Raw genomic sequence first — 25,635 nt, forward strand, 5'->3', positions numbered from 1 at the left:
GGCCTACTGCTCGAAGTAGGCTTCGGCGAAGTTGTCGTTCGGGCCGAGGCCGTTGCGAACGACGTTCTTCAGCTTGGCGTCATGCACGGTCGGCCACTGCAGCTCGGCGAGCCAGGCGAGCGCCACCTCGTCGGCGATGATCTTCTGCACCTCGTGGTACATCTCGAGCCGCTTCTCGTGGTTGGGCTCGGACGCCGCCTCGGCGAACAGCCGGTCGACCTCCGGATTGGAATAGCCCGCAGTGTTGGTGAACAGCACGCCCTTCTTCTGGTTGTCGGTGATGTAGCTGCGCGCCACGCCGAGCGCCGGATCCGACAGCGTCGTCAGATAGGTGGTCGACATGTCGACGTCCCAGTTGGCGATGCGGCTGCCCCAGCCGGCGACGTCGGAGGCTTCCAGCGTCACCTCGACGCCGACCTCGCCGAGCGCCTGCTTGATGTACTGCGACAGGCGGTCCCACAGCTCGCCATAGGGCAGGCCGAGCAGGCCGATCTCCGCGCGCACGCCATCGCCGTCGGGCGTCAGGCCCATCTCGTCGAGCAGCGCGCGGGCCTTGTCCGGGTCGTGCTCGTAGGTCACCACGTCGTCGGTGTAGAACGGCGACGAGGAATGGATCGGCCCGGTCGGCACCTTGGCGTAGCCGAAGAAGATGTTGTCGCGGATGAACGCGTGGTCGAGCGCGTACATCACCGCCTTGCGGAAGCGCACGTCGCCGAAGGGCTCGCGACGGTGGTTCATCTCGAGCCACGAGATCGGCGCGCCCCACTCCCAGCCCTTGGTGGTGACCTCGAGATGCGGCATCGCCTCGAGACGGCCGAGATCGACCAGCTCGATGTCGTTCTGGGTGGCGAGCTGCACCTGGCCGGTCTCCAGCGCCAGCGCGCGCGAGGCGCTGTCGGGAATGAAGCGGTAGTAGATCTCGTCGAGATAGGGCCGGCCGTCGAGATAGTAGTCGTCGTTGCGCACGAGATGGATGTACTCGCCGCTCTTCCACTCGGAGAACTTGAACGGACCGGTGCCGATCGGCGACCGGTTGACCGGGTTCTCGCGGATGTCGGAGCCGGCATAAACGTGCTCCGGCACGATCGGCGCGCCGATGGCGTCGAACGAGCGGATCAGCGGCCCGTACGGCTCCTCCAGGGTGAGCACGACGGTGTGGTCGTCCGGCGCCTCGACCTTGGCGCGGGCGAAGGTCGGCCGCGAGCGCGCATGCACCTCGGGGATGAACTCGGTCAGCGTGTAGACCACGTCCTGCGAGGTGAAGGGCTCGCCGTCGTGCCATGTCACGTCGTCGCGCAGGTTGAAGGTGTAGGTCAGGCCGTCCTCGCTGACCTCCCAGCTCTCGGCCAGCATCGGCTGCGGGTTGAGCTGGAAGTCGTAGGTGAGCAGCCCCTCGAAGATCTTGGTGCTGGGCAGGAGTGTCGGCGCGTTGAGATTGATGCCGATGACGATGCCCGGCGGCTCCGGCCACAGGGTCGAGTTCAGCGTGCCGCCACGCTGCGGCTCGGCCTGCGCCGCCGCGCCGGACACGGCGAGCGCGACGGCGGCGGCCGCCAGGCCCGTGGCCCATCTGTTGATTGTTCGTTGTGGTCGCATTGTGTTCTCCCTCACATGCACTCCAGCGACGACTATTCCCGATGAAGTGTTCTTGAGGAAGAGCCAATTCCGGCTAATCTGACGGAGCCACTTGGACAATCGGGGAGACGGCGGCGTGGCCAGGCGCGGCAAGGACAGGACCACGGAACTCTTCGCCGGCATGGACGGCGCGCAGGGCACGCAGTCGCTGCAGCGCACCGTCTACGAGCGCATCGCGGCGGCGATCCTCGACGGCCATCTGCGGCCGGGCGACCGGCTGCCGTCGACGCGCGAGCTGGCCAAGTCGCTCGGCATCGGCCGCAACACCGTCACCTGGGCGGTCGAGCAGCTCGCCGTCGAGGGCTTCGTGGAGACGCGGCACGGCTCCGGCACCTTCGTGTCGATGCAGCTGCCCGACGCGCCGCGGCCGAACGGCGACGACGCGGCCGGCCGCGCGGCGGCCGTGGCGCGCATCGCGCGGCGGGCCGAACGCTACGCGGCGGTGGCGCGCTCGCTGCGCGTGCCGCAGCGGCCGGTGCCCTTCCGCATCAACATGCCGGCGGTCGACGACTTTCCCGTGTCGCTGTGGCGGCGGCTGATGAAATCGCTGATGAGCGACAGCGCGATCGGCGCGGCCGCGCTGCTCGGCGAGACCGAGCCGGCCGGCTACGGCCCGCTGCGCGAGGCGATCGCGCGCTATCTGATGATCAACCGCGGCGTGGTGTGCGCGGCCGACCAGGTGGTCATCGTGGCCGGCGCCCAGCAGGGCCTCGACCTGGCCATGCGGCTGCTGCTCGACCCCGGCGACAAGGTGTGGTGCGAGGATCCCGGCTTTCCCGGCTCGGTGGCGGCGCTGCGCGCGGCCGGCGCGGCGATCGGCGCGGTGCCGGTCGACGCGGAGGGCTTCGACCTGGCCGCCGCGCAGCGGCTGCATCCCGACGCGCGGCTCGCCGTCGTGTGCCCCTCCTCGCAGTTTCCGCTCGGCAGCACGCTGTCGCTGCCGCGCCGGCTGGCGCTGATCGACTGGGCGCGGCAGAGCAACGGCTGGATCGTGGAGGACGACTACGACAGCGAGTTCCGCTACCGCGGCCGGCCGGTGCGCTCGCTGCAGGGGCTCGATGGCGGCGAGCGGGTGGTCTATGTCGGCACCTTCTCCAAGATGCTGTTTCCCGGCCTGCGGCTCGCCTACGTCGTGGTGCCGCGGCCCTTCGTCGAGCTGTTCGTCAACGCGCGCATCGTCGCCGGGCGCCAGTCGCCGACCTTCGAGCAGGTGATCGTCGAGCGCTTCATCTCCGAGGGGCATCTCGGCCGCCACATCGCGCGCATGCGCCGGCTCTACGCGGCGCGCCGGGCCGCACTGATCGAGGCGGCGCGCCGGCGCCTGCCCGGCCTGCTCGAGCTGCGGCCGGCCGACACCGGCCTGCAGCTTCTCGCCTGGCTGCCCGAGGGCTGGAGCGACCAGGCGGTCAGCCAGGCGGCGGCCGGCCACGGGCTTGAGATCACGCCGCTGTCGCGGCTTGCCGTCGAGCGCGCCATGCCGCCGGCGCTGCTGCTCGGCTTCGGCAACTTCACGCCGGCGGCGATCGAGGACGGGCTGGAGCGGCTCGCCGCGGCGCTGGAGGAGGCGCGGCCCGAGCGATAGAGCCATTCTGCGTTTCGCGGACGCAAAGATCGGCTCCAAGTCCTTGTCGTCACGCGTTTTCGACCGGCGAACCGGTTTCCACGTCGCCCGGAAACGCGCCAGGCCGGCTCAGCCGGCCGCCCGCACGCGGCCGGCCAGGGCGCGGCGCAGATGCGGCAGCGCCACGCCGCACAGGATGATGCCGACGAAGATCAGGTCGCTGCCGTCGAGCCTGACGCCGAGCAGCAGCGCCGCCGTCGACAGGCCGAAGACCGGCGCCAGCGCCCCGAGCAGCCCGACCCAGGCGACGGCGACGCGCGACAGCGCGTAGTTGTAGCCGAGGAAGTTCATCACCGTCATGAACAGCACCAGATAGGCCATCGCCGCCAGCTCGCCGGGGCGGGCGAGATCGGGCGGCGACCAGCCGGTGGCGGCGACGAAGACGGCCGCGGCGATGCCGGCGCCGGTGAGCTGCAGCGTCGCCACGTGGTACCAGACCGAGCGGCCGCGGTTGAAGACGCGGGCGATGACCGAATTGAGCGAGGCGAAGAACACCGCGGCCAGAACCAGCAGATTGCCGGCCATGACGCTGGTGCCGTCGGCCGAGCGCGACAGCGTCATCAGCGCCAGCCCGGCGAAGCCGACCAGGCCGCCGGCGGGAAAGGTCCAGTGCAGCCGCTCGCCGAGCAGGACGCGCGCCATCAGCGGTCCGGCGATCGGAAACAGGCCCCAGATCAGCGCCACGCTGGCGCCGTCGGTGAGCCGGGCGCCGGAGATCGCCAGCGCGAACACGAGGCCCGGCGCCAGCACGCCCCAGGCCAGGTGCAGCGCCGAGCGCCGGTCGGCCGGCGGCAGCCGGCCGGCGGCGAAGAGCGCCGCCCACATCAGCGCCGCCGCCGCGCCGAGCTGGACGAGCATGATCGAGCCGACATTGGAGCCGGCGACCAGCACCTTCTGGACGATCAGCCCCGACTGCCAGAAGAACACCGAGGCGAACACGGCGGCGAGCCCGCCGAGCGGCGCGCTCAGCGCAGCATGGACCGGCGCCGTGTCGCCGCCGCGGGCCATGCGCGGTTCAGTCTGCGGCGAGCGCGACGGGCCGCCCGGTGCGGAAGGCCTCCTCGGCCGCCAGGCAGACCTCGACGGCGACCCGCGCCTCCTCCGGCGGCAGGATCGAGCGGCCCTCGCGGAAGCCGGCGAGCGCCTGGCGGATGTTCTCCTTGAGCTCGAACACCTCGCCCGACAGCGGAATGTCGACCGCCTCCGGCTCGGCCTCGCCGCGCTGCACCTTGAGGGCGAACTCGGGATGCAGCGTGCGGTCCATCGCCCCCGACCACCAGGTGCGCGCCGCGCCGTGCGTGCCGGCCACCTCGAGCAGCGTGTGATGCTCGAAGCCCGACAGGCACTGGCTGAGCACGGCGAGCGAGCCGTCGGCCCATTCCAGCGTCGTGGCGAAGTTGCGCACCAGGCCGCCCTCGCCGCCGCTGCCATGGGCGTGCACGCGCGCCGGCTTGCCGTTCTCGCGCGCATACCACATGACGAGATCGAAGAAGTGGACGAGTTCCTCCAGGATCCACGAGCCGACCCGGGCGGGATCGTAGCGCCAGCCGCCGGAGCCCTGGCGGAACTTGTGGCGGAACAGCGACAGGTGCTGGTACTCGACGCGGCCGAGATCGCCGGCGGCGACGATGTCGCGCACCGCACCCCACTGGCGCGAGACGCGCAGCTCGTGGTTGAGCGCCACCTTGCGGCCGCTCCGCGCGGCGGCGGCGATCACCCGGTCGCACTCGGCGAGCGTCAGCCCGAGCGGCTTTTCCAGGAAGACGTCGGCGCCCGCCTCGAGCGCCGCGGCGGCGTAGTCGGCGTGCACGTGGTTCGGCGAGGCGACGACCACCACGTCGAAGCCGCCGGCGCCGAGCATGGCGCGGTAGTCGTCGAAGCGGGCGACGCCGGGAAGCTGCTCGGCCGCCGCACGGGCGGAATTCTCGCCGTGGCAGTAGAGCGCGACGATCTCGGCACCGTCGATGTCGGCCACCGCGCGCGCATGCATCTGGCCCCAGGCGCCGAAACCGGCGAGCGCGATGCGGGTGGGATTGCTCATGGTGCCTCCATTGCGTTGTCTCGATCGGATCGGCCGCCGGCCGGGCGGTCATGGCCGGCCTCGAAGGGCCTTGCGGCCGGCGCCACGAAGGTGCCGGCGCGGTAGAGCCCGGCCGGCCGCAGCAGCCAGCGGCCGCGCCGCTCGCCGCCCGTCACGTCGCGGAAGGGAAAATCGGCCGGCACCGGCGCGATCAGCGTGACGTCGGCCACCGCCCCCTCCCCCAGATGGCCGAGGTCGGGCCGGCGCAGCGCGCGGGCCGGGGCGTCGGTCGCCATCGCGAGCACGTCGGCGATCGGCACGCCGCAGGCGACGAGCTTGCTCATCGTGTGGGCGAGATCGTAGGCCGGCCCGTCGACGCACAGGCTGTGCACGTCGCTCGACACGATGTCGGGCGCGAAGCCCTCGGCCACCGCCTGCTCGGCGCTGTCGAAGCCGAAGGCGCCCATGCCGTGGCCGATGTCGAACAGCACGCCGCGCTCGCGCGCCCGGCGCAGCGCCGGCAGCACGCGGCCGGCCTCGTCGACCGGCGCGTTCGGCGCCGGCCGGAAGCAGTGGGTCAGCACGTCGCCCTGCCGCAACCGGTCGACCACCGCCGCATAGGAGGGCGGCGGCCGGCCGATGTGGCTCATCAGCGGCAGGCCCGCGCGCTCGGCGGCGTCGAGCGCGCAGTCGAGCGCGGCAAGGCCGAGCTCGCCGGAGGTGCCGGCGCCCATGCGCACCTTGATGCCGACGATCGTGTCGCGGTTGGCCTCGGCGACGGCCACGCAGTGCGCGACGGACAGCAGCGCCCGGTCGGCCGCCTCGCCCACCATCATGCCGCGGTCGAAGGCGAAGATGCCGGGATAGGAGATGTTGAGATAGGCGAGCACGCGGGTGGCGGCCGGGCGGATGACGAAGTCGCGCAGGCCGGCATAGGTGCCGGCGCCGGCGCTGCCGGCATCGACCAGCGTGGTGACGCCCGAGCGCGCGGCGAGCGGATCGGGCGCGACGCCGAGCGCGGTGGCGGAATGGTAGACATGGGTGTGCAGGTCGATCAGGCCCGGCACCACCATGAGGCCCTCGGCGTCGTGCACGCGCGCCGCCTCGGCCGGGTCGATGCGCGGCGCGACCGCCGCCACGCGGCCGCCGGCCAGCGCCAGGTCGAAGCGGCCGTCGCGGCCGGCGCGCGGGTCGACCAGCCGGCCGCCGGCGATCAGCAGGTCGTAGCGCGGCCGCCGCGTCACCATGGCAGCGGCGTGCCGTCATAGGACAGGAGCTGGCCGGTCTCGTGGTTGCCGAGCCGGGCGATCACGCCGCGCATCGAGGCGACGCTGTCGGCGACCGCCAGCGCGCCGCCACCGCCGCCGCCGGCCGTGTCGACCCAGCCGGGATGGATCAGCACCACGGTGATGCCGCGCGCGAAGAGGTCGACCGCCAGGCTGCGCATCAGCGCGTTGAGGCCGGCCTTGCTGGCGCGGTAGCCGTAGTGGCCGCCCGACAGGTTGAGGCCGATCGAGCCCATGCGGCTGGTGACCGCGGCGATGCGCCGCTCGCCGCTCGCCGCCACGTTGTCGGCCAGCGTCTCGACCAGCCGCAGCGGCCCCATCGTGTTGACCTCGAGCATCTGCCGCACATAGCCGAAGTCGAGCGCGCCGAGGCGGCCGGTGTCGAGACCGATGCCGGCATTGGACACGAGCAGGTCGATCGGCTCCGCACCCAGCGCCCGCTTGAGCGCGACGAACGCCTCCGGCCGCGTGACGTCGAGCGGCAGGTTGCGGATGCCCTCGACGCCGGCGATGGCATTGGCGATGTCGCGGTGGGTGGCGACGACCGACCAGCCGGCCCGCGCATACTGCAGCGCGAACTCGCGGCCGATGCCGGTGTCGCAGCCGGTGATCAGCGTCGTCGGCATCAGGCGCCCGCCCCGGCGGCGTCGGCCGGCCGGTAGGCAAGCCGCACGGCATGCCGCGCCGCCGCCCCCGGCGCCAGCCAGCGCATCGACGGCTTGTCGGCCAGCGTGCCGGCGAAGCCCGCCGGGTCGGAATGGCCGGTCCAGGCCTCCATGCACAGGAAGGGCGCGCCCGGCCGGCTCCACAGCGCCAGATGCGGGAAGTTCTCGACCGCCATCGCGATCGCCGCGCCGTCGGGCGCGACAAAGCGCAGGCTGCGGCTCGCCGCGTCGAGGAAGCACAGCGCCTCGCCGTCTAGCAGGCGGTCGGCGAGCGGCAGGACGCGGCCGGCGAGCGGCACGGGCCGGCGGCCGGCGCCGATCAGCCCGTCGGCCGTGATCTGCGGCACCGCGGCGCGCTCGGGCCGGGCGAAGACGACGCGGTGGCCGGCCCGCGCGCCGGCGGAAAACGGCCAGCGGAAGCCGGGGTGGAAGCCGAGCGCATAGGGCATGGCGCGGCGGCCGGTGTTGGCGACCTCGAAGGCGATCGTGAAGCGGCGCGGCGTCAGCCGGTAGCGGATGTCGAGGCGGAAGGCGAAGGGATAGAGCGCCCGGGTGGCGGGGCTGTCGACGAGCCGCAGATGCAGCCGGTCGGCGCGGCACCCGACCACCGCGAACTCGGCGTCGCGGGCGAAGCCGTGCACGCCGGGGCGGTAGCTCCGGCCGTCGGCGACGAGCCGGCCGCCGGCGAGATGGCCGACGATCGGAAACAGCACCGGGCTCGAGCGCGACCAGTGGGCGGCGTCGCCCGGCCACAGCAGATCGGCTCCGCCCGTCCGCCAGGCGACCGGCTCGCCGCCGCCGGGCGCAACGCACGCCTCGGCATCGGCCGAGACGAGCCGCACGGGCGCGCTCACCGGGCCGCCCCGCGGGGCGGCGGCCGGCGTCCTGCGAAACGACCGGCGACGGACCTCAGGGAGGAGGCGGTCCGGGCCGGCTGAGCGGGCGCGTGTTGCGGCGGCATGGGCGATCGCGTGGTCTCCTTGCGGACGGGCGTGCGCCGGCACGGCACCGCCGGCCGACAAGCGTTAGCCGACGCGGCGGCCGGCGAACAGAGCCGGTTTCGGGCAAAAGGACGGAGCCACTTTGCGCCCAGACGGCGTGCGCGGCTGCAACCGGACGTTTCCTCGCGGCGGCATGGCGTGCTAGACCAGCAGGCCGAAGAACGTGACGTGGACCGCGGACGACGCGATGAGCCTTCCAATCGATCCTGCCGGATGCATGCCAGGCCGCGCGCGGCGGCCGGCGGCACCGGGCGCAGGCGGGAAACGGACCCGATGAACGAGAACGCCCCCCTGCCCGCCGCGCAAGGCGCGGCCGAGACGGACGGCCGCTCGCGGCTTTCGGTGCAGGTCGTGCACCGCTCGCTGCGCGTGCTGGAAACGCTGTCGGCGGCGATCGGGCCGCTGTCGCTCAGCGCGGTCAGCCAGGCCGTCGGCCTGCACCGCAGCACCACGCTGCGCATCCTGCGCACGCTGGCCGACGACGGCTACACGGTGTTCGATCCCGACAAGCGCACCTGGGTGATCGGCCCGGCGATCCTGCGCCTGCAGGCCGGCGCGCGGGCGCATGGCGACCTGCGCCACGTGGCGCTGCCGATCATGCAGGCGCTGTGCGAGCGCGTCGGCGAGACGGTGCAGCTCGCCACCATGCTCAACCACCAGGTGTGCTACCTGGAGAAGGTCGAGCCGCCGGAGCAGCAGGTCAAGGTGCTGACCGAGATCGGCAGCCGCCGGCCGCTCTACTGCACCGCGCTCGGCAAGGCACTGATGAGCGGGCTGGAGCCGGCCGAGCTCGAGCCGCTGGTTGCGGCGATGGAGCTGGTGCCGCACACCGAGCGCACGGTGACCGACCGCCGCGCGCTGCTCGACCAGGTGGCCGAGGCACGGCGCCGCGGCTACGCGCTCGACCTGCGCGAATACAACCGCGCCGTGCAGTGCTCGGCCGCGCCGGTGCGCGACGCGACCGGCAGCGTGGTCGGCGCGCTCAGCATCTCGACCATCGGGCTGGAGGCCGATTCGGCGGCCTTCCGTGCGATCATCGACCGCAACGTGGAGGCCGCGCAGGCGCTGTCGCGCGCGCTCGGCTGGCAGCCGCCGGCCGCCGGGGCCGCCGACGGGGCGTGAGCCGGCCAGGCGGCGGCGTGGCCGCCGCGCCGAAGCGACCGGTCGCCGCGGCGCGGCGTGTCCGTGCTGTCGATCCGCCACCCCCGCCTTGCGCGGCGGCCCGCCCGTGCTGACCGCCGCCCGGCGCGCGATTGCGCAACGGTCGGCGCGGAAGAAACCGGGCGGACGAAAAACCGGAATGCGAGACTGGCGTCGCCGGCCGGCTGCGGCGCGACCGGCAACGGCCGCGGACACCGAGCGGCGATCCGCTCCGCTTTCGGGAAACAAGGAGGCCATTCGAGAGAATGGCGCGAGTGACGGGGCTCGAACCCGCGACCTCCGGCGTGACAGGCCGGCACTCTAACCAACTGAGCTACACCCGCGCGAACGCGTCTCTTTTCGAGCTCGCGTGTGGCGGTCAATTAGGCGGTTCTCGGAACCCTGTCAAGCAGGCGCGCGGGCTTTTCAAGCATCGCGCCGAGCCGGCGCGACCGCACCGCCCCGCCGGCCCGCGCGGGCGGCCGCCGGCGGGCCGATTTTCCTTGCGGGGCGCCGGCAAACGGCCTAAACGGACCGCCGCCGAGGGGCGATTAGCTCAGCTGGTAGAGCGCTTCGTTTACACCGAAGATGTCGGGAGTTCGAGTCTCTCATCGCCCACCACGCCATCCCTGTACGACCCGGAGACATGGGTAACAGCTTGTCCGTAAGACATGGGTGACAAGCTCGTGCTTGGCGAGGGTTGTCGCTGGTCTGCAAGGTCCCCTGTTCCAGGTCGATCTATGCCAGATCATGGTGCATGAAGCTGACCAGCCAAATGCCCTCGTCGACCTCCTTGATGCCGAGGCTTTGACCGGCCAGCACGGTCGAGACATTGACCTTCTTGCGGTGCATGCAGATGCGTCCGCTGGCGGTGACGAGGATGTCCCCTGTCGTGGAAGGGGTACTCCACGTCTGGCACGGAGCCGTTCCAACTGCCCAAGGTGCCCCTGCTGACCCAAGCGTTTCACCGGGCGATCACGTCGATCCCGGCGCAGCAGCCCCCCTTCTACGACGAGACCGGATTGATGCGGACGATCGGGCGACCGGCCTCCGACGGATCGGCAAGCCGGGGCCGCCGGATCACGGAACTGATCGAACGGCACGCCGCCTCGAGGCTGATCCACCTGCCGCCGGGCGCCGCGACGTCGAGACCCCGGCCGCACAGCGGGAACCGCAGCGTTCGGCCGGCGTTCGCCCGGCATGGACCGGACGATGCGACAGCGCGGCGCCGGGGGTGCAAAGGCGCGATGACCACGCTCTACGCCGCCACGGGCGACGGCTTCGCCCGCCTCGAGGCCGCCGCGGCGAGCCACACCACAACAGTCACGCTCGAGGGCCGCGGCGTGCGCTGCCTGACGGTCGATCCGCGCGACGGCGACACCGTCTATGCCGGCACGCCGGACGGGGTGTTGCGCAGCGCCGACGGCGGCCGGAACTGGCGCGCCCTGCCGCTCGCCGGCGCCGACGTCTTCTCGCTCGCCGTCAGCGCGGCCGACGGCGCAGTCTATGCCGGGACGGAGCCGAGCCGGCTGCACGTCAGCCGCGACGCGGGCGCCACCTGGCGGGAGCTCGACGCGCTGCGCGCCCTGCCCTCGGCGCCCGACTGGAGCTTTCCGCCGCGGCCGTGGACGAGCCATGTCAGCGCGATCGCGCCGGACCCGCACGACGCCGACCGGCTCATCGCCGGCATCGAGCTCGGCGGCCTGATGCTGAGCCGCGACGGCGGTGCGCGCTGGATCGACCATCGGCCGGGCGCGCAGAAGGACGTGCACGCGCTCGCCTGGCATCCGCGGGCGGCCGGCCGCGCCTACGAGGCGGGCGGCGGCGGCGCGGCGTGGAGCCGGGACGGCGGCGAAAGCTGGCGGCCGGCCGACGCCGGCCGGCCCGACGCCTATTGCTGGGGGCTTGAAGTCGACGCCGAAGACGCCGACACATGGTACGTTTCGACCGCACCGGGGCCGCGCCACGCGCACGACCCGGACCGCGATGCCGAAGCGGCGATCCACCGCTGGCGCGGCGACGGGCCGTGGGTGGCGCTGGCGACCGGCCTCACGAGCCTGCCGCGGGCGCTGGCGGCCGCGCCCGGGCGGCTGTTCGCCGGGCTCGGTGACGGCCGCCTGCTGGCGCTCGATCCGGCCGGCGGCGGCTGCCGGCGGCTGGCGCCCGAGGGGCCGCCGCCCGCGCGCATCGAGGCACTGGCGGTCGCCGGCTGAGCGGCGGCACGCGGGGGGCGTGCCGGCGCGGCAACTGCATCAGGAGGGGCCCTTGCCACCGAACGACATGGATCGCGTGCTCGAACATCTGCCGCTGCGCATCGGCGCCTACGTGCCCGACGACCTCCTGGAGGACTGGTTCGCGCCGGGCTCCGGCATGAACCCGGCGAGCCAGGCGGCGACCGCCGCGGCGGAAGCCTATGGCCGCCGCTTCGAGTGCGAGTTCCGCTACTATCCGGAGCGCATGGAGGGCGTGTTCTGGAAGTGGGTGCCGGCGATCTGACGGCCGCGCCGCCTCAGCGGCCGGGCGATGCCGCCGTTTGCCAGTGCCGCGCGAACTCCGCGCGCAACGCCTCCTCGCGCCCGGCATAGCGGCTGGAAAAGTGGAACGGCACCGCCGTCGCCACGCCGGCGGCGCGCGCGACGGCGCCCGCCTCGGCCGCGGTCAGGTGCCTGCGGGCGGCCGCCAGCGCGGCGTCGGCCTCCAGGAACGGCGCCTCGATGTAGAGCCGGTCGGCGCCGCGGGCGAGCGCGACCAGGCGGTCGCGGTTGCGGGCATGGCCGGCGAGGTCCGTGGCGTAGACGACGCGCTGGCCGGGGCCGTGCACCAGCACGCCGGCCTCGACCAGCCGGCCGAGCGTCACAGCATGGCCGTCCGGCAGCGCGACGGGCGTGTCGGGCGCGGCCCCGCCGCGCAGCGCCCGCTTGGCCTCGGTCAGCCAGGCGCCGACCGGCAGGCCGAGCGCGTCGAGCCGCGGTTTGTGCACGTTGACGCGCCGGCGCTCCTGCAGCGCGAAGGCGAGGCTCGGCACGCCGTGGTCGAGGGCCGCGCCCTCGACGACGAACTCGGCGTCCTCGGCGAGCAGGCCGGGGGCGAGCGGCGGCGGCGCCGCCGCCTCGCGGGCGAAGGCGGCGCGTGCGGCAAAGCGTGCGGCGCCGACGAAGCCCTGCGGCGTCCACTCCTCGGCGACGATGGCGAAGCCGGCCGAGTCGGGACCCAGCAGGTTCCAGGTGTAGGCCGACAGCTTGCCGGCGACCGCCGCGCACAGACCCGGCGGGCCGACCAGGCGCAGCGTGCGGTCCTGGTAGAGGAAGAGCCGCAGCAGCCGGTCGAAGCCGGCGAAGTGGTCCATGTGCATGTGCGAGACGAAGACCTGGCCGACGCGCAGGATCTCGCGCGGCGACAGCGCCGAAACGTCGCCCAGGTCGAACAGCAGCGCGCGCCGGCCGAAACGGAAGTCGACGTAGAGCGCCGGGTCGTCGAACGGCCCGTTGACCAGGCGCGGCTGCACCAGATGCGACATGGCTCCCCGTTTTTCCGAGCGCCGTTCCGCCTTTCACGGAATCGCCGACCGGCTCGGCTCCCGCTTGTCCTCTTGACGCGCTTCCGGACGGCGAACCGGTTTCCACGTCGCCGGGAAACGCGTCAGGCCGCCGGAGGAAAGCGCCTGGCGGCGCGAAAGGCAATGCGGCGCGGGCCGACTTTTCGAGGGAACCTCGGCGCGGCCGGTCGGTTGTCGCAGTGGGACGCGGCACGGCCGCCACCGACTGGGAGACAGCACCATGTACCGTTTCGACCGGGACCTCGAGGTCCGCCGGACGCCCGCTATCGGCCTTGCGGCCGTCGCCTTCGCCGCCGGCGCGCTGGCCGTCTACGGCGTCTATCGCGCCGGCCAGCCGCGACGGCGCGCGCGCTATGCCGGCCACGTGCCCGACAGCGCCCTGCGCGACGGCCGCCGGCTCGGCTGGCGCGAGCAGACGGTGGTCGGCCGTACCGTGACCATCGCGCGGCCGCGCTCCGAGCTCTACGCCTTCTGGCGCGACTTCGCCAACCTGCCCCGCTTCATGGAGAACGTCCGCGACGTCGCGGTCTCCGACACCCGGCGCTCGCGCTGGACCGTTGCCGCGCCGGGCGAGCGCGAGCTGAGCTTCGAGACGACGATCACCGAGGACCGGCCGGGCGAGCTGATCGCCTGGCGCTCGGACGAGGACGCGCCGGTCCGCAACAGCGGCCGCGTCGTCTTTCGTGACGCGCCGGACGGCCGCGGCACCGAGGTGGAGGCGACTATCGCCTACGACCCGCCGGCCGGCGCCGTCGGCCGGCTCGCCGCCAAGCTGTTCCAGCGCGAGCCCAACATCCAGGCCCGCCGCGAGCTGAAGCGCTTCAAGCAGCTCATGGAGACCGGCGAAATCGCGACCGCGCAACCGGGTGCTGCGGCACCGCGCGCCTGATCCGAAGGAGACACCCCATGCGAGCGCTCACCTGGCACGGCAAGAAGGACGTCCGCGTCGACACCGTTCCCGATCCGGAGATCGTCAACCCGCGCGACGCCATCGTGCGCATCACCTCGACGGCCATCTGCGGCTCCGACCTGCATCTCTACCACGCGATGATCCCGACGCTGCAGCCCGGCGACATCCTGGGCCACGAATTCATGGGCGAGGTCGTCGATGTCGGCCGCGGCAACACCAGCCTGAAGAAGGGCGACCGCGTGGTCGTGCCCTTCGTGATCGCCTGCGGCAAGTGCTTCTTCTGCGACAGGCAGCAGTTCTCGGCCTGCGACAACTCCAACCCCGTCGACAGCGCAGACATGTCGGAGACGCTCTACGGCTACCAGACGAGCGGGCTGTTCGGCTATTCTCACCTGACCGGCGGCTATGCCGGCGGCCAGGCCGAGTATGCCCGGGTGCCGTTTTCCGACGTCGGGCCGATCGTCGTGCCGGACGAGCTGGAGGACGACCAGGTTCTGTTCCTGTCCGACATCCTGCCGACCGGCTGGATGGCGGCGGAGAACTGCGAGATCGAGGACGGCGACACCGTGGCGGTGTGGGGCTGCGGTCCGGTCGGCCTGTTCGCCATCCAGAGCGCGCTCCTGATGGGCGCCCACCAGGTGATCGCCATCGACCACTACCCGCACCGGCTCGAGCTCGCCGAGAAGCTCGGCGCCAAGGTGATCAACTACAAGCACGCCAACGTGCACAAGGCGCTGGTCGAGATGACCGGCGGCATCGGCCCCGACGCGGTGATCGACGCGGTGGGCATGGAAAGCCACGGCTTCGCGCTCGACAACGTCTACGATCGCGCCAAGGAGGCGGTGATGCTGGAGACGGACCGCCCGGCAGCGCTGCGCCAGGCGATCCTGGCCTGCCGCAAGGGCGGCCGGCTGTCGATGCCCGGCGTCTATGGCGGCTTCGTCGACAAGTTCCCGCTCGGCGCGCTGATGGAGAAGGGGCTGACGGTGCGCAGCGGCCAGACCCACGTGCACCGCTACCTGCCGAAGCTGCTCGAGATGATCCGCGACCGGCGCATCGACACCACCTTCCTGATCAGCCACCGCATGCCGCTCGAGGAGGCGCCGCAGGGCTACCGCATGTTCGCCGAGGAGCAGAACCTGACGACCAAGGTCGTCCTCAAGCCGTAGGGAGACCGTCATGGCAGACCCGCGCCCCCTCGCCGTCGTCACCGGCGCCTCGAGCGGCATCGGCTACGAGCTCGCGCGCTGCTGCGCGGAGGACGGCTTCGACCTCGTGGTCGCGGCCGACGAGGCGGCGATCGCGAAGGCCGCCGAGCGGTTGCGCGCGCTCGACGCCTCGGTGACGGCCGTCGAAGCGGACCTGTCCGGCCCGGACGGGGTCGAGCGGCTGGTGGCGGCGGTCGGCGAGCGGCCGGTCGAGCTCTTGCTCGCCAATGCCGGCCGCGGTCTCGGCCACGCCTTCCTCGACCAGCAGGTCGGCGACATCCGCCGCGTCATCGACACCAACATCACCGGCACGGTGCTCTTGGTGCACCGGATCGGCCGCGCGATGCGGCAGCGCGGGCGCGGCCGCATCCTGCTCACCGGCTCGATCGCCGGCTTCATGCCGGGCAGCTTCCAGGCCGTCTACAACGCCAGCAAGGCCTTCGTCGACAGCTTCGCCTGGGCGCTGCGCAACGAGCTCAAGGACACCGGCGTGACGGTCACCTGCCTGATGCCGGGGCCGACCGACACGCGCTTCTTCGAGCGCGCCGACATGCTCGACACCCGGGTCGGCGGCGAGATGGACAAGGACGACGCGCGCATGGTGGCGCGCAAGGGCTATGCCGCCATGATGAAGGGCGAGGACGGCGTCGTGACCGGCTTCTCCAACAAGATCCAGGCGGCGATGGCGCACATGGCGCCGGCCGGCACGCTGGCCGAGCAGCACCGCAAGATGGCCGAACCCGGCAGCGCCGACGGCTAGCGCCGTTCTGCTTTTAGCGGGATCGCGGCTCGGCGCCAGCTTGTCGTCTTGACGCGTTCGCGGACGGCGAACCGGGCGCCGCCGCGCCCGCCCGCCCGCGCTGGCGGAAAAAATTGAACTTCATCATCCCCGCCGCGTTGTTCGGTCTGCGGGCGCGGCCGCAGCCGCCGGCACGGACGCGCCGCGCCGGGCGAAACGGTCCAGGGGATGCCATGCGAGCGCGCGCCAGCGCAGCCTTCGGCCTTGCGGTTCCAGCCATCGCGACCGCCGCGTGCTCCGGGCCCCAGTCGGCCCTCGACCCGCACGGCGTCGAGGCGCAGGCGGTCGCCACGCTGTTCTGGTGGATGACGCTCGCCGGCGCGCTGATCTGGTGCGCGGTCATCGGCGCGCTCGTCTATGCCGGCCGGCGCCGGCGACGCGTCTTCAGCGCCCGCGCCGCCGGCCGCATCGTGCTGTGGGCCGGCGCGGTGACGCCCTCGGTGCTGCTCCTGATCTTGCTCGGCTACGGCCTGGCGCTGATGCCCGACCTGCGGCCGGCCTCGGCGCTGACGGCGAACGACCGGCTCCACGTCGAGGTGGTCGGCGAGCAGTTCTGGTGGCGGGTGATCTATCACCGGCCGGACGGACCGCCGGTCGTCTCGGCCAACGAGGTGCGGCTGCCGGTCGGCACGCGCGTCGCCTTCAGCCTGAAGAGCGCCGACGTCATCCACGCGTTCTGGATCCCGCAGCTCGGCGGCAAGATGGACATGATCCCCGGCCGCACCAACCGCTTCTCGCTGCAGGCGACGCGGGCCGGCACCTTCCGCGGGCCGTGCACCGAGTTCTGCGGCCCCTCGCATGCGCTGATGGCCTTCGCCGCGGTCGCCATGGATGAGGAGGCGTTTGCCGGCTGGCTGGAGCGCGAGGCCGGCCCGGCGGTCCGCACCGAGGGTCCGGGCCTCGACGCCTTCCTGGCCAATGGCTGCGGCGCCTGCCACACGATCCGCGGCACGCCGGCCGACGGCACCATCGGTCCCGACCTGACGCATCTCGGCGCGCGCAAGACGCTCGCCGCGGGCGCGCTGCCCAACACCGAGGCGGCCATCGCCCGCTTCGTCGCCGCGCCCGAGGCGGTCAAGCCGGGCGCCCGCATGCCCGCTTTCGGCATGCTGCCCGAGCGCGAGATCGCCGCCATCGCGGCCTACCTGGCGGGGCTCGAATGAGTGCCGGCGCGCCGCACGAGGACGACGAGGCCGGCGCGGCACGGCGCCGGGCGCAGGAGGAGCGGCTGCGCCGGGTGTGGGACAACCCGAAGGGCTGGCGCTACTGGACGGCGGTCAACAACACCGAGGTCGGGCTGTGGTACACGGCCATGGCCTTCGCCTTCATGCTGTTCGCCGGCGTGCTGGCGCTGATGATGCGCGTGCAGCTCGCCGTGCCCGACAACGACTTCCTGTCGGCCGACCTGTTCAACCAGGCCTTCACCCTGCACGGCACGGTGATGATGTTCCTGTTCGCCGTGCCGGTGTTCGAGGCGGTGGCGATCACCATCCTGCCGCAGATGCTGGGCGCGCGCGACCTGCCCTTCCCGCGGCTTTCGGCCTTCGGCTTCTGGTGCTTCGTCATCGGCGGCGTGTTCGTGTGCGGCTCGATCTTCTTCGGCGCGGCGCCCGACACCGGCTGGTTCATGTATCCGCCGCTGTCGACCGACCACGAGTATGCCGGCATCGGCGCCGACATCTGGCTGCTCGGCCTGTCCTTCATCGAGGTCGCCTCGATCGCGGCGGCGGTGGAGCTGATCGTCGGCGTGCTGAAGTGCCGGCCGCCGGGCATGCGCATCAACCTGACGCCGCTCTACGGCTGGTACGTGCTGGTGGTCGCCGGCATGATCCTGTTCGCCTTCCCGCCGCTGATCGCCGGCGACATCCTGTTCGAGCTCGAGCGCATGTTCGACTGGCCGTTCTTCGACCCGGCGCGCGGCGGCGACCCGATCCTGTGGCAGCACCTGTTCTGGATCTTCGGCCATCCCGAGGTCTACATCATCTTCCTGCCGGCGATCGCGCTCCTGGCGATGATCGTGCCGACCTTCGCGCAGCGGCCGATCATCGGCTATTCGTGGATCGTGCTGGCGGCGGTCGGCACCGGCTTCCTCAGCTTCGGGCTGTGGGTGCACCACATGTTCACCACCGGCCTGCCGTCGATCTCGCTCGGCTTCTTCTCGGCCGCCTCGGAGGCGGTGGCGATCCCCACCGGCGTGCAGATCTTCGTCTTCCTGGCGACGCTGCTGGCCGGGCGGGTCGTCTCCTCGGTGCCGATGCTGTTCGCCGGCGGCGCGCTGGCGATCTTCGTCATCGGCGGGCTGACCGGCGTGATGGTGGCGCTGGCGCCGTTCGACTGGCAGGCGCACGACACCTACTTCGTCGTCGCCCACCTGCACTACACGCTGATCGGCGGCATGCTGTTTCCCACCTTCGCCGGCCTCTACTACTTCTATCCGATGATCGGCGGGCGCATGCTGTCGGAGCGGCTCGGCCGGATCGGCTTCTGGCTGATGTTCGTCGGCTTCAACGTCGCCTTCTTCCCGATGCACCTGTCGGGCCTGCGCGGCATGCCGCGGCGCGTCTTCACCTATCCCGAGGAGCTCGGCCTGACCGTCCTCAACATGGTCTCCACCGTCGGCGCCTTCGTCTTCGCCGCCGGCGTGCTGGTCATCGTGTGGGCGGTGGTGCGGCCCAAGGGCGGCGAGCCCTACGCCAGACGCAACCCGTGGAACGCCGGCACGCTGGAATGGCTGATCGAGATGCCGGGCGAGAACTGGGGCGTGCGCTCGGTGCCGATCATCGAGAGCCGCTACCCGCTGTGGGAGCAGGAAAACCTGATGCGCGACGTCGACGCCGGGCTCTACTACCTGCCCGACGCGGAGGAAGGCCGGCGCGAGACGCTGGTCACCAGCGTGCTCGACGGCAAGCCGATCCAGTGCCTGCGCGTGCCCGGCCCGGCCTATGTGACGATCGTCGCGGCGGCGGCGCTCGGCTCGGTCTTCATCTTCATGACCTACAAATGGTGGCTCGCCGCGCTGGCCGGCGGCATCGTCGCCACCGCCGCCATTCTCTACTGGCTGTGGACCGGAACCGCCGAGATCCCGGAAAAGCCGGAGAAGGACATCGGCCGCGGCGTCAGCCTGCCGCTTTACGTGTCCGGCCCCCGCTCGGTCGGCTGGTGGGCGATGTTCATCACCATGGTGGGCGACGGCACGGCGCTCGCCAGCCTGCTGTTCGGCTATTTCTTCTACTGGACGGTACATCCCGACTTCACCGATGCGGCGGCCGGCCCCGGCACCGCCTGGCCCTCGGCGGCGGTCGCGCTGACGGCGGCGGCCTGGGCGGCCATGCTGGCCGCGCGCGCCCTCAACCGGCGCGGCCGGGCCGGCACCATGCGGCTGGCGCTGCTCGCGGCCATGGCGCTGGCCGTGCTCGGCGCGGCGGCCGGCCTCGCCGGCCCCTGGACGCACGGCATGCAGCCGACCACCCACACCTATCCGGCGATCGTCTGGACGCTCGTCATCTGGATCGCCGTGCACGGCGCGGTCGGCGTCGTCATGCAGGCCTACTGCGTGGCGCGCAGCCTGGCCGGCCGGCTGACGCGCGAGCACGACATCGACCTGGAGAACGTCGTGCTCTACTGGCACTTCATGCTCGTCTCGGCGGTGCTGACCTTCGCCACCGTCGGCTTCTTCCCGCTGGCGACGTGAGGTGGCGATGCGGCTCGTCCCCAAAGAGATCGAGAGCCTGTGGACGCTGTTCACCGGACCGGTGGTGTGGGCGGCGCACTTCCTCGTCTGCTATGTCGGCGGCGCGGTCTACTGCGCGCGGCGCGAGTGGCTCGGCTTCGGCTTCGAATGGGTGCGCATCGGCGTCGGCGCGGCGACCGCGGTGGCGCTGGCGCTGATCGTCGCCGCGGCCTGGCTGTCGTGGCGGCAATGGGGCTTCGGCACCGAGGACCCGCCGCACGACGCGGCCACGGCGCACGACCGGCGCAGCTTCCAGGGCTTCGCGACGCTGCTGCTGTCGGGGCTGAGCTTCGTCGCCGTCGTCTACACCGCGCTGCCGGTGCTGATGATCGCGGAGTGCAACCCGTGAGGCGGGCGGCGCTGACCGGCGGGCTGGCCGCGCTGGCGCTCGTGTGGGGCGGCCCGCTGCTCGGCCTCGCCGAGGCCTCCTTCACCCGCCACATGATCGTGCACATGGGGGTGGTGGCGGTCGCCGCGCCGCTGCTCGGCATCGGCCTCGCCGGCAGCCGGCTCGACCCCTCGCCGTTCGTGCCGGTGCTGTTTTCGCCCGTCGTCGCCTCGCTCGTCGACCTCGTTGTGGTGTGGCTGTGGCACGTGCCGGCGATGCGCGCGCTGGTGGCGGTCTCCGTGCCGGCGGCGATCGCCGAGCAGGCGAGCTTCCTGGCAGCGGGGCTGGTGCTGTGGCTGGCCTGCCTCGGCGGCCCGGCGGCGGCCGGGCCGCGGCGCGAGGCGGCCGGCGCCTTCGGCCTGCTGCTCACCTCCGTCCACATGACGCTGCTCGGCGCGCTGCTCGCGCTCGCCCCGCGCGCGCTCTACGGCACCGGCGCCGTGACCTGCTTCGGCGTGAGCCTGTCGCCGGCCGAGGACCAGCAGATCGGCGGCGTCGTCATGCTGCTCGTCGGCGCCGCGGTCTACACGGCCGGCGGGCTGGCGCTGCTCGGCCGGGTGCTTTCGCCGTCGCCGGCGGCCGGGGACGGACTGCGATGAAGGTGCGGATCAACTGGAAGCGCGCGGCGATCGCGCTGGCGGTGCTGCCCGTCGCGGCGCTGTTCGTCGCCTGGCTCGGCTTCTTCAACGTCGGCGCGGCGAGCGGCCACTGGAAGATCACCGAGTGGTTCCTGCATTTCGCCATGCGCTCGGCGGTGCGCACCTACGCGCTGCCGATCGCGCCGCCCGACGGCCCGCCGCCGGTGGGGGTGCGGCCGGCGGCCGGTCACTACGCGGCGGGCTGCGCCATGTGCCACGGCGCGCCGGGCGCACCGCGCGGCGCCACCGTGCGCGCCATGCTGCCGGCGCCGCCGGCGCTGACGGCCGCCGCGCTCGCCGACTGGAGCGACGCCGAGCTGTTCCGCATCGTCAAGCACGGCCTGCGCTTCACCGGCATGCCGGCCTGGCCGGCGCAGGCGCGCGACGACGAGGTGTGGGCGATGGTCGCCTTCCTGCGCCGGCTGCCGGAGCTGGCGCCGCGGGACTATCGTTCGCTGGCCTATGGCGAGGCGCCGCCCGACAGCGCCGGCGACGTCGCCAACCGCTTCGAGGGCGCGCTCGCCGGCTGCGCACGCTGCCACGGCCGCGACGGCACGGGCGGCGGCGAGACGGTGCCGGTGATCGCCGGCCAGCGGCCGGCCTATCTGGCGGCGAGCCTGGCCGCCTATGCCGAGGGCCGCCGGGCGAGCGGCATCATGCAGCTTGCCGCCGGCCAGGCCGACGCCGCGCTGTTCGACCGGCTGGCGCGCCACTATGCCGGGCAGAGCGCGCCCGCAGCACCGCCGACGGACGCCGCGCCGGAGCTGATCGAACGCGGCCGGGCGATCGCCCGCCGCGGCATTCCCGAACGCGACGTGCCGGCCTGCCTCGGCTGCCACGGCCGGCCGGAGCGCAACCCGGTCTATCCCGGCCTCGACGGCCAGCGGCCGGACTATCTCGCCAACCAGCTGCGCCTGTTCGCCGCCGGCGTGCGCGGCGGCACGCCCTACAGCCATCTGATGACGGCCTTCGCCGACGAGCTGACGGTGCGCGAGCGCGCGGCGCTGGCGGCCTATTTCGCCTCCCGTCCGGCGCGCTGACGCGGCCGCCGCTCACACGAACAGCAGCACGATCGAGCCGGCATAGAGCAGCAGCACCGCGGCGCTCTCGAAGCCGATCTTGACGACGCCCTCGCGCTGGCGGCGGATCATGCCGAGCAGCAGGACGCCGGTCATCAGGATGGCGATCAGCGTGGTGGTGCGGTCCTGGCCGGTCATCTCGGCATAGATCGAGCCGTCGTAGAACATGTCTGCCGCGGAGAGGAACATCACCTCGAAGGAATTGCCGCCGATGACGTCGCCGACCGCCAGGCTGACGGCCCCGATGCGCACCGCCGCGATGGCGGTGACGAGCTCGGGCAGCGAGTTGGCCACGGCCGCGAAGGCGGTGCCGACGGCGGTCTGCGACAGCGGCGAGATCGCCACCAGCGCCAGGCTCGATTCGCCGATCGTGTAGCCGGCCGCCGCGGTGATGGCCGCCAGCACCGCGAATTCGAGCCACAATCTGCGGTCGGAGGCGGGGTTGTCCTCCTGGCGCGGCTCCGACTGCTCCTCGCGCGTCTCGGAGGTCTGCACCGGCTGCCACATCGGCTCCTCCTTGATGAGCGTGAGAAGCCGCAGGCCGAAGGCGTAGCACGCGAGGATGACCAGCGAGGCCGGGTGCACGCCCCACAGCGTGAACGGCGGCTGCGCGTTGGCGAGCAGCGGGATCGCCAGCAGCACGGTCAGCAGCACGCCCTGGGCGAGGCCGGTGACGCTCGCCGCGGCGTGTTCGAGATTGGCGCGCCGGTAGAACAGGTCGGCCACCGCGATGAAGGCCGTCTGCGCCGTCAGGCCGCCGAGCGCATTGCCGATGGCGAGCTGCGGCGCGTCCTGGGCGGCCGTCGACATCGAGGTGATGGCGCCCGGCAGCGAGGTCGCCGCGCCGACGAACACGGCGCCGGCGACCACCTCGCCCATGCCGGTGCGGTCGGCGAGCTTGTCGGCCACCGAGGACAGCCGCCAGCCGGCCGCCGTGATCGCCGCGGCCGACAGCACGAAGACGCCGACGACGATCCAGGCCGGCTGGCCCGTCAGGTCGATCATCGTGCGCCCGCCGGTCCCACCGGCCGTCGCTGACGGACGGCCGGCGCCGGCGCGCGCGGAAACCCGGCATGCATGGTGGCTGCCTCCGCGGTTCGCGCTCGGGAGGCGAACGGCCGCAGCAGCAAAGCGTTCCGTTGCCGCGCCGCCGGCCGTCCCATGAGGGACAGGGAACCATTCGCCCGTCCCCCGGTTGCCCGACACGACCCCGGCTTGCCGCCGCGCCGCCCTTGGCACGCGCGCGAGCCCTCCACCCCAGAGGCCGAGGACAGACCGCCATGACACGACCCATCGCAGCCATCGCCCCCCTCGCCGCCCAGGCGCTCGTTCTGGCGCTCGCCGGCGGCGCGCACGCGCAGGAAGCGCAGCCGAAGACGGACGGCTGCCGGGCCGACCACGTGCGCGTGATGGCGTGGGCCGCGAGCACCGATTCGCGCGAGATCGCCGAGGTCATCGACGAGATCGAGCTCAGGCGCGGCCCGTCGGCCTCCTGCGAGGGGTTCTATCTCGTGCCGGCGGCCGGCACGGTGGAGGTGATCGGCTGCGCCAACGACTGGTGCGGCGTCTCCTACGGCACGCGCACCGGCTACCTGCCGGCCGTCGCCCTCGACGACATGCCCAACCGGGCGCCGCCGCTGCCCGAAAGCTGAACCGGCCGCCCGCGCCGGCAGGCGGTTTGACAAGCCGGCTCCGCTCGCCGAGATGGGGGGCGGAACGGAACGGAGACGCTGCCGGTGACACTCGAGCCCGGGCTCGCGGACGACACGGTGCGGTGGCGCATGGGCCACAGCAACCGCTGGAACTGGGCGTCGACGCTGGCGGCCTGCGAGGAGGCGCGCGACAGCATCGCCATCGAGCAGTACATCCTGGCGCCGCAGGGCATCGGCCGCACGCTGCTCGAGCTTCTCGCCCGGCGCGCGCGCGAGGGCGTCGCGGTGCGGGTGATGCTCGATTCCTTCGGCAGCGCGAGCGCCTTCAGCTCGCAGCCGGCGCGGGCGCTGCAGAAGGCCGGCGGCGCGCTGCGCAGCTTCCACGGCCTGTCGGCGCTGATGCGTCACCCGATCGGCGCGCTGCCGCGGCTGCACCGCAAGACGGTGATCTGCGACCGCGCCGCCATGCTCGTCGGCGGCTCGTGCTTCGAGCAGCGCATGGCCGACTGGCGCGACACCATGGCGTGGATCGAGGGGGCGCCGGCCGCCGCCGCGGCAGCCGCCTTCGACCGCATCTGGCAGGCGCCGCGGGCGACGCGGCATGCCCGCGTGCCGCCGCCCCCCGCGCCCGAGACGGAGCCGGTCTGGCAGCACGTGGTGAGCGGCGAGGACGGCGGCACCGTCGCCTATCCCGACCTCCTGCTCGACCGGATCGCGGCCGCCGAGCGCTCGGTCGTGCTCGCCGCACCCTATCTGCTCTACGACCCGTGGCTGTGGCGCACGCTGCGCGGCGCGCTCGCCCGCGGGGTCGCGCTCACCCTCATCGTGCCGGCCAGGGGCGATATCGGCTGGGTCAACGTGCTGACGCGCCAGAGCGGCCGGATGCTCGCCAGGGCCGGCGCGCGCGTGCTCGCCTACCAGCCGGCCATGCTGCACGCCAAGCTGGCGCTGATCGACGACGCCTGGGCGGCCGTCGGCAGCCTCAACCTCGATCCGCTCAGCCTGCGGGTGAACTTCGAAGCGGGCATCGCCAGCCGGCATCCCGCCTTCTGCGCCACGCTCGGCGAGCGGCTCGCCGAGGATGCCGCGCAGGCGGCCTCGTTCTAGCCGCAAAGGCGAGACGGAAACCGGCGCGGGAACGCGCCGCAAGGCCGCGCCGGCGCCGGCCTGTGATTCGGTGCGCTGCCGGCCTGGCCCGGGCCATGCCGTCAAGGGGAAACCCGTTGTCTCTGCTGGCTTTTTTTTGACCTTCCGCCGCAACCGGACGGCGCAGGTGCGAATTGGGAGGGGCGGTCGAGGGCGGCCGCGAGATCCTCCTGGCAAGGACGCGACCCATGTCGAAAGCGGTACGCCGCATCAGCACGGCGGAAGCGATCGAAACGCTGGTGCACGGCTGGGGTCCCGGCCGCATCGTGTCGATGGCCGACGCGGTGCGCGCCGTGCGGACCCTGGCGCCGCACTGCGAGCTGACCGACGACGAGCTCGTCGAGCCGATCGCGCGGTGCGCGCTGGCGCGCCGGGTGACGCTCAATTTCGACCTGCCGCGCGACGGCAGCCTGGCGCCGGTCACGCGGCCCGCCGGCGGCGACTGACGGCCGGCCGGCGCCGGCAGGCCGCCCGCGTCTCAGCGACGGCGGTCGGGCAGCAGGCCGACGCCGTGACGGTAGACCAGCTCGCCGCCCGCCCAGCCGGTGACGGCGAGCATCAGCACCATCAGCACGGTGAGCGCGACGCCCCAGCCGGCGATCGGCGCCGCCGCGTCTGCGGTGCGCAGGTAGACATTGACGATCGCCACCACGAGCACCGCCGCATTGCCCCAGGCGTGCAGCTGGCCCTGCCGGTTGCGCGCATGGCCGATGCTGGTGAAGTCGAGCAGGCCGATCAGCCCCGCGACCGCGCCGCCGAGAATGCCGACGACGAGCAGCCAGAACGAGGCGCGCGCCCAGAAGGCGTCGCCGGTGCCCAAAAATGCCAGGTCGCTGAGCAGCAGCATCAGGAAGGCGCCGATCGGCAGCGGCACCACCATGGGATGCAGCGGATGGCCGCGGAAGGCGGCGTAGCTGGCGTGCGCCGGCGCGGTGGGGTGATCGTGATGCGCGTGGTCGTCGTGCTGTGCCATCGGCTCAACCCTTCTTCGAGAGATCGGCCAAAACACGCCATCGGTGCAGCGGTTCCCGCGACCGGCCGGCCGGCCGGGGAATTGTTCTCGGCCGTACAGAAGGCGGCCGCCCGGACGCGCACGCTGCGGCCTGCGGCGGCCGCGCGGGTGGCTGGCGCCCATGCGCCGTTTCCGGCTCGTTTGCGGGC

Annotated in this window: 24 protein-coding genes and 2 tRNA genes; 16 read left to right on the forward strand and 10 right to left on the reverse strand. The window is 72.8% G+C overall.

Annotated features, from left to right (window positions below):
* Window positions 1-3: 3 nt before the first annotated feature.
* Window positions 4-1,596 carry an ABC transporter substrate-binding protein gene (locus tag N1F89_RS01400; RefSeq protein ID WP_290080759.1) on the reverse strand — a complete coding sequence of 531 codons (1,593 nt, stop codon included), beginning with the start codon at window positions 1,594-1,596 and terminating at the stop codon, window positions 4-6.
* Between the two features lie 115 nt (window positions 1,597-1,711).
* Between N1F89_RS01400 and N1F89_RS01405 the strand changes: the two genes are divergently transcribed.
* The gene (locus tag N1F89_RS01405; protein ID WP_290080762.1) at window positions 1,712-3,217 is read left to right on the forward strand and encodes a PLP-dependent aminotransferase family protein; all 1,506 of its coding nucleotides are present in this window, start codon (window positions 1,712-1,714) and stop codon (window positions 3,215-3,217) included.
* Window positions 3,218-3,325: 108 nt separating this feature from the next.
* Here the strand turns inward: N1F89_RS01405 and N1F89_RS01410 are convergent, their stop codons facing one another.
* From N1F89_RS01410 to N1F89_RS01430, 5 genes are read right to left on the reverse strand one after another with little or no spacing between them, the layout of a single operon-like run.
* Window positions 3,326-4,264, reverse strand: a complete 939-nt coding sequence (locus N1F89_RS01410; RefSeq protein WP_290080764.1) for a DMT family transporter — start codon at window positions 4,262-4,264, stop codon at window positions 3,326-3,328.
* Between the two features lie 7 nt (window positions 4,265-4,271).
* A complete protein-coding gene (locus N1F89_RS01415; protein WP_290080765.1) occupies window positions 4,272-5,297 on the reverse strand; it encodes a Gfo/Idh/MocA family oxidoreductase in 1,026 nt (341 codons plus the stop codon).
* Window positions 5,294-6,523 carry an amidohydrolase/deacetylase family metallohydrolase gene (locus N1F89_RS01420; RefSeq protein ID WP_290080766.1) on the reverse strand — a complete coding sequence of 410 codons (1,230 nt, stop codon included), beginning with the start codon at window positions 6,521-6,523 and terminating at the stop codon, window positions 5,294-5,296. The genes N1F89_RS01415 and N1F89_RS01420 overlap by 4 nt, the downstream gene beginning before the upstream one ends.
* Window positions 6,517-7,188 carry an SDR family oxidoreductase gene (locus N1F89_RS01425; RefSeq protein WP_290080767.1) on the reverse strand — a complete coding sequence of 224 codons (672 nt, stop codon included), beginning with the start codon at window positions 7,186-7,188 and terminating at the stop codon, window positions 6,517-6,519. Before N1F89_RS01425 ends, N1F89_RS01420 begins: the two co-directional genes overlap by 7 nt.
* On the reverse strand, window positions 7,188-8,081 hold the full coding sequence (locus tag N1F89_RS01430; RefSeq protein WP_290080769.1) for an aldose 1-epimerase family protein: 894 nt from the start codon (window positions 8,079-8,081) through the stop codon (window positions 7,188-7,190). The genes N1F89_RS01425 and N1F89_RS01430 overlap by 1 nt, the downstream gene beginning before the upstream one ends.
* 420 nt (window positions 8,082-8,501) lie before the next feature.
* Here N1F89_RS01430 and N1F89_RS01435 point away from each other — a divergent pair, with 420 nt between their 5' ends.
* Window positions 8,502-9,350 (forward strand): IclR family transcriptional regulator, encoded by an 849-nt coding sequence (locus N1F89_RS01435; RefSeq protein ID WP_290080771.1) that lies wholly within the window; start codon window positions 8,502-8,504, stop codon window positions 9,348-9,350.
* 285 nt (window positions 9,351-9,635) lie between these two features.
* On the opposite strand, the gene N1F89_RS01440 is transcribed toward N1F89_RS01435, so the two are convergent.
* Window positions 9,636-9,712 (reverse strand) — tRNA-Asp (locus N1F89_RS01440).
* Window positions 9,713-9,913: 201 nt separating this feature from the next.
* Here N1F89_RS01440 and N1F89_RS01445 point away from each other — a divergent pair.
* From N1F89_RS01445 to N1F89_RS01455, 3 genes are all read left to right on the forward strand, one after another.
* Window positions 9,914-9,989, forward strand: a tRNA-Val gene (locus N1F89_RS01445).
* A gap of 626 nt (window positions 9,990-10,615) precedes the next feature.
* Entirely contained in the window at window positions 10,616-11,581 is a 966-nt protein-coding gene (locus N1F89_RS01450; RefSeq protein WP_290080773.1) for a hypothetical protein, read from the forward strand.
* 52 nt (window positions 11,582-11,633) lie between these two features.
* Entirely contained in the window at window positions 11,634-11,864 is a 231-nt protein-coding gene (locus N1F89_RS01455) for a hypothetical protein (protein WP_290080776.1), read from the forward strand.
* 13 nt (window positions 11,865-11,877) lie between these two features.
* Here N1F89_RS01455 and N1F89_RS01460 read toward each other — a convergent pair whose 3' ends face one another.
* Window positions 11,878-12,885 (reverse strand): MBL fold metallo-hydrolase, encoded by a 1,008-nt coding sequence (locus tag N1F89_RS01460; protein ID WP_290080777.1) that lies wholly within the window; start codon window positions 12,883-12,885, stop codon window positions 11,878-11,880.
* Window positions 12,886-13,144: 259 nt separating this feature from the next.
* On the opposite strand from N1F89_RS01460, the gene N1F89_RS01465 reads away from it, so the two are divergent.
* The 8 genes from N1F89_RS01465 to N1F89_RS01500 all read left to right on the forward strand — a co-directional run bounded on the left by N1F89_RS01465 (window position 13,145) and on the right by N1F89_RS01500 (window position 21,637).
* Window positions 13,145-13,813 (forward strand): SRPBCC family protein, encoded by a 669-nt coding sequence (locus N1F89_RS01465; RefSeq protein WP_290080779.1) that lies wholly within the window; start codon window positions 13,145-13,147, stop codon window positions 13,811-13,813.
* Window positions 13,814-13,830: 17 nt separating this feature from the next.
* Entirely contained in the window at window positions 13,831-15,003 is a 1,173-nt protein-coding gene (locus N1F89_RS01470) for a zinc-dependent alcohol dehydrogenase (RefSeq protein ID WP_290080782.1), read from the forward strand.
* Between the two features lie 10 nt (window positions 15,004-15,013).
* Window positions 15,014-15,802 carry an SDR family NAD(P)-dependent oxidoreductase gene (locus tag N1F89_RS01475; RefSeq protein ID WP_290080784.1) on the forward strand — a complete coding sequence of 263 codons (789 nt, stop codon included), beginning with the start codon at window positions 15,014-15,016 and terminating at the stop codon, window positions 15,800-15,802.
* Between the two features lie 212 nt (window positions 15,803-16,014).
* On the forward strand, window positions 16,015-17,004 hold the full coding sequence (gene coxB / locus N1F89_RS01480) for a cytochrome c oxidase subunit II (RefSeq protein ID WP_290080787.1): 990 nt from the start codon (window positions 16,015-16,017) through the stop codon (window positions 17,002-17,004).
* Entirely contained in the window at window positions 17,001-19,532 is a 2,532-nt protein-coding gene (gene ctaD, locus N1F89_RS01485) for a cytochrome c oxidase subunit I (protein ID WP_290080788.1), read from the forward strand. The genes coxB and ctaD overlap by 4 nt, the downstream gene beginning before the upstream one ends.
* 7 nt (window positions 19,533-19,539) lie before the next feature.
* Window positions 19,540-19,920: a hypothetical protein gene (locus N1F89_RS01490; RefSeq protein WP_290080789.1), complete on the forward strand. Its 381-nt coding sequence runs from the start codon at window positions 19,540-19,542 to the stop codon at window positions 19,918-19,920.
* The gene (locus N1F89_RS01495) at window positions 19,917-20,558 is read left to right on the forward strand and encodes a cytochrome c oxidase assembly protein (protein WP_290080790.1); all 642 of its coding nucleotides are present in this window, start codon (window positions 19,917-19,919) and stop codon (window positions 20,556-20,558) included. Before N1F89_RS01490 ends, N1F89_RS01495 begins: the two co-directional genes overlap by 4 nt.
* Complete coding sequence (locus tag N1F89_RS01500) at window positions 20,555-21,637, forward strand: c-type cytochrome (protein ID WP_290080793.1); 1,083 nt, start codon at window positions 20,555-20,557, stop codon at window positions 21,635-21,637. The genes N1F89_RS01495 and N1F89_RS01500 overlap by 4 nt, the downstream gene beginning before the upstream one ends.
* A 12-nt stretch (window positions 21,638-21,649) precedes the next feature.
* On the opposite strand, the gene N1F89_RS01505 is transcribed toward N1F89_RS01500, so the two are convergent.
* Window positions 21,650-22,681, reverse strand: a complete 1,032-nt coding sequence (locus tag N1F89_RS01505; RefSeq protein ID WP_290080795.1) for a sodium:calcium antiporter — start codon at window positions 22,679-22,681, stop codon at window positions 21,650-21,652.
* 275 nt (window positions 22,682-22,956) lie between these two features.
* Here N1F89_RS01505 and N1F89_RS01510 point away from each other — a divergent pair, with 275 nt between their 5' ends.
* The 3 genes from N1F89_RS01510 (at window position 22,957) to N1F89_RS01520 (ending at window position 24,920) form a co-directional block, all read left to right on the forward strand.
* The gene (locus N1F89_RS01510) at window positions 22,957-23,328 is read left to right on the forward strand and encodes a hypothetical protein (protein WP_290080799.1); all 372 of its coding nucleotides are present in this window, start codon (window positions 22,957-22,959) and stop codon (window positions 23,326-23,328) included.
* Between the two features lie 84 nt (window positions 23,329-23,412).
* The gene (locus tag N1F89_RS01515) at window positions 23,413-24,435 is read left to right on the forward strand and encodes a phosphatidylserine/phosphatidylglycerophosphate/cardiolipin synthase family protein (RefSeq protein WP_290080801.1); all 1,023 of its coding nucleotides are present in this window, start codon (window positions 23,413-23,415) and stop codon (window positions 24,433-24,435) included.
* A gap of 227 nt (window positions 24,436-24,662) precedes the next feature.
* Window positions 24,663-24,920, forward strand: coding sequence for a hypothetical protein (locus N1F89_RS01520; protein ID WP_290080803.1), 258 nt, complete (start codon window positions 24,663-24,665; stop codon window positions 24,918-24,920).
* 32 nt (window positions 24,921-24,952) lie between these two features.
* On the opposite strand, the gene N1F89_RS01525 is transcribed toward N1F89_RS01520, so the two are convergent.
* Window positions 24,953-25,447, reverse strand: a complete 495-nt coding sequence (locus N1F89_RS01525) for a DUF2231 domain-containing protein (RefSeq protein ID WP_290080806.1) — start codon at window positions 25,445-25,447, stop codon at window positions 24,953-24,955.
* Between the last annotated feature and the right edge of the window lie 188 nt (window positions 25,448-25,635).

This window comes from Aquibium sp. A9E412 (assembly GCF_030398335.1).
Lineage (GTDB): Bacteria > Pseudomonadota > Alphaproteobacteria > Rhizobiales > Rhizobiaceae > A9E412.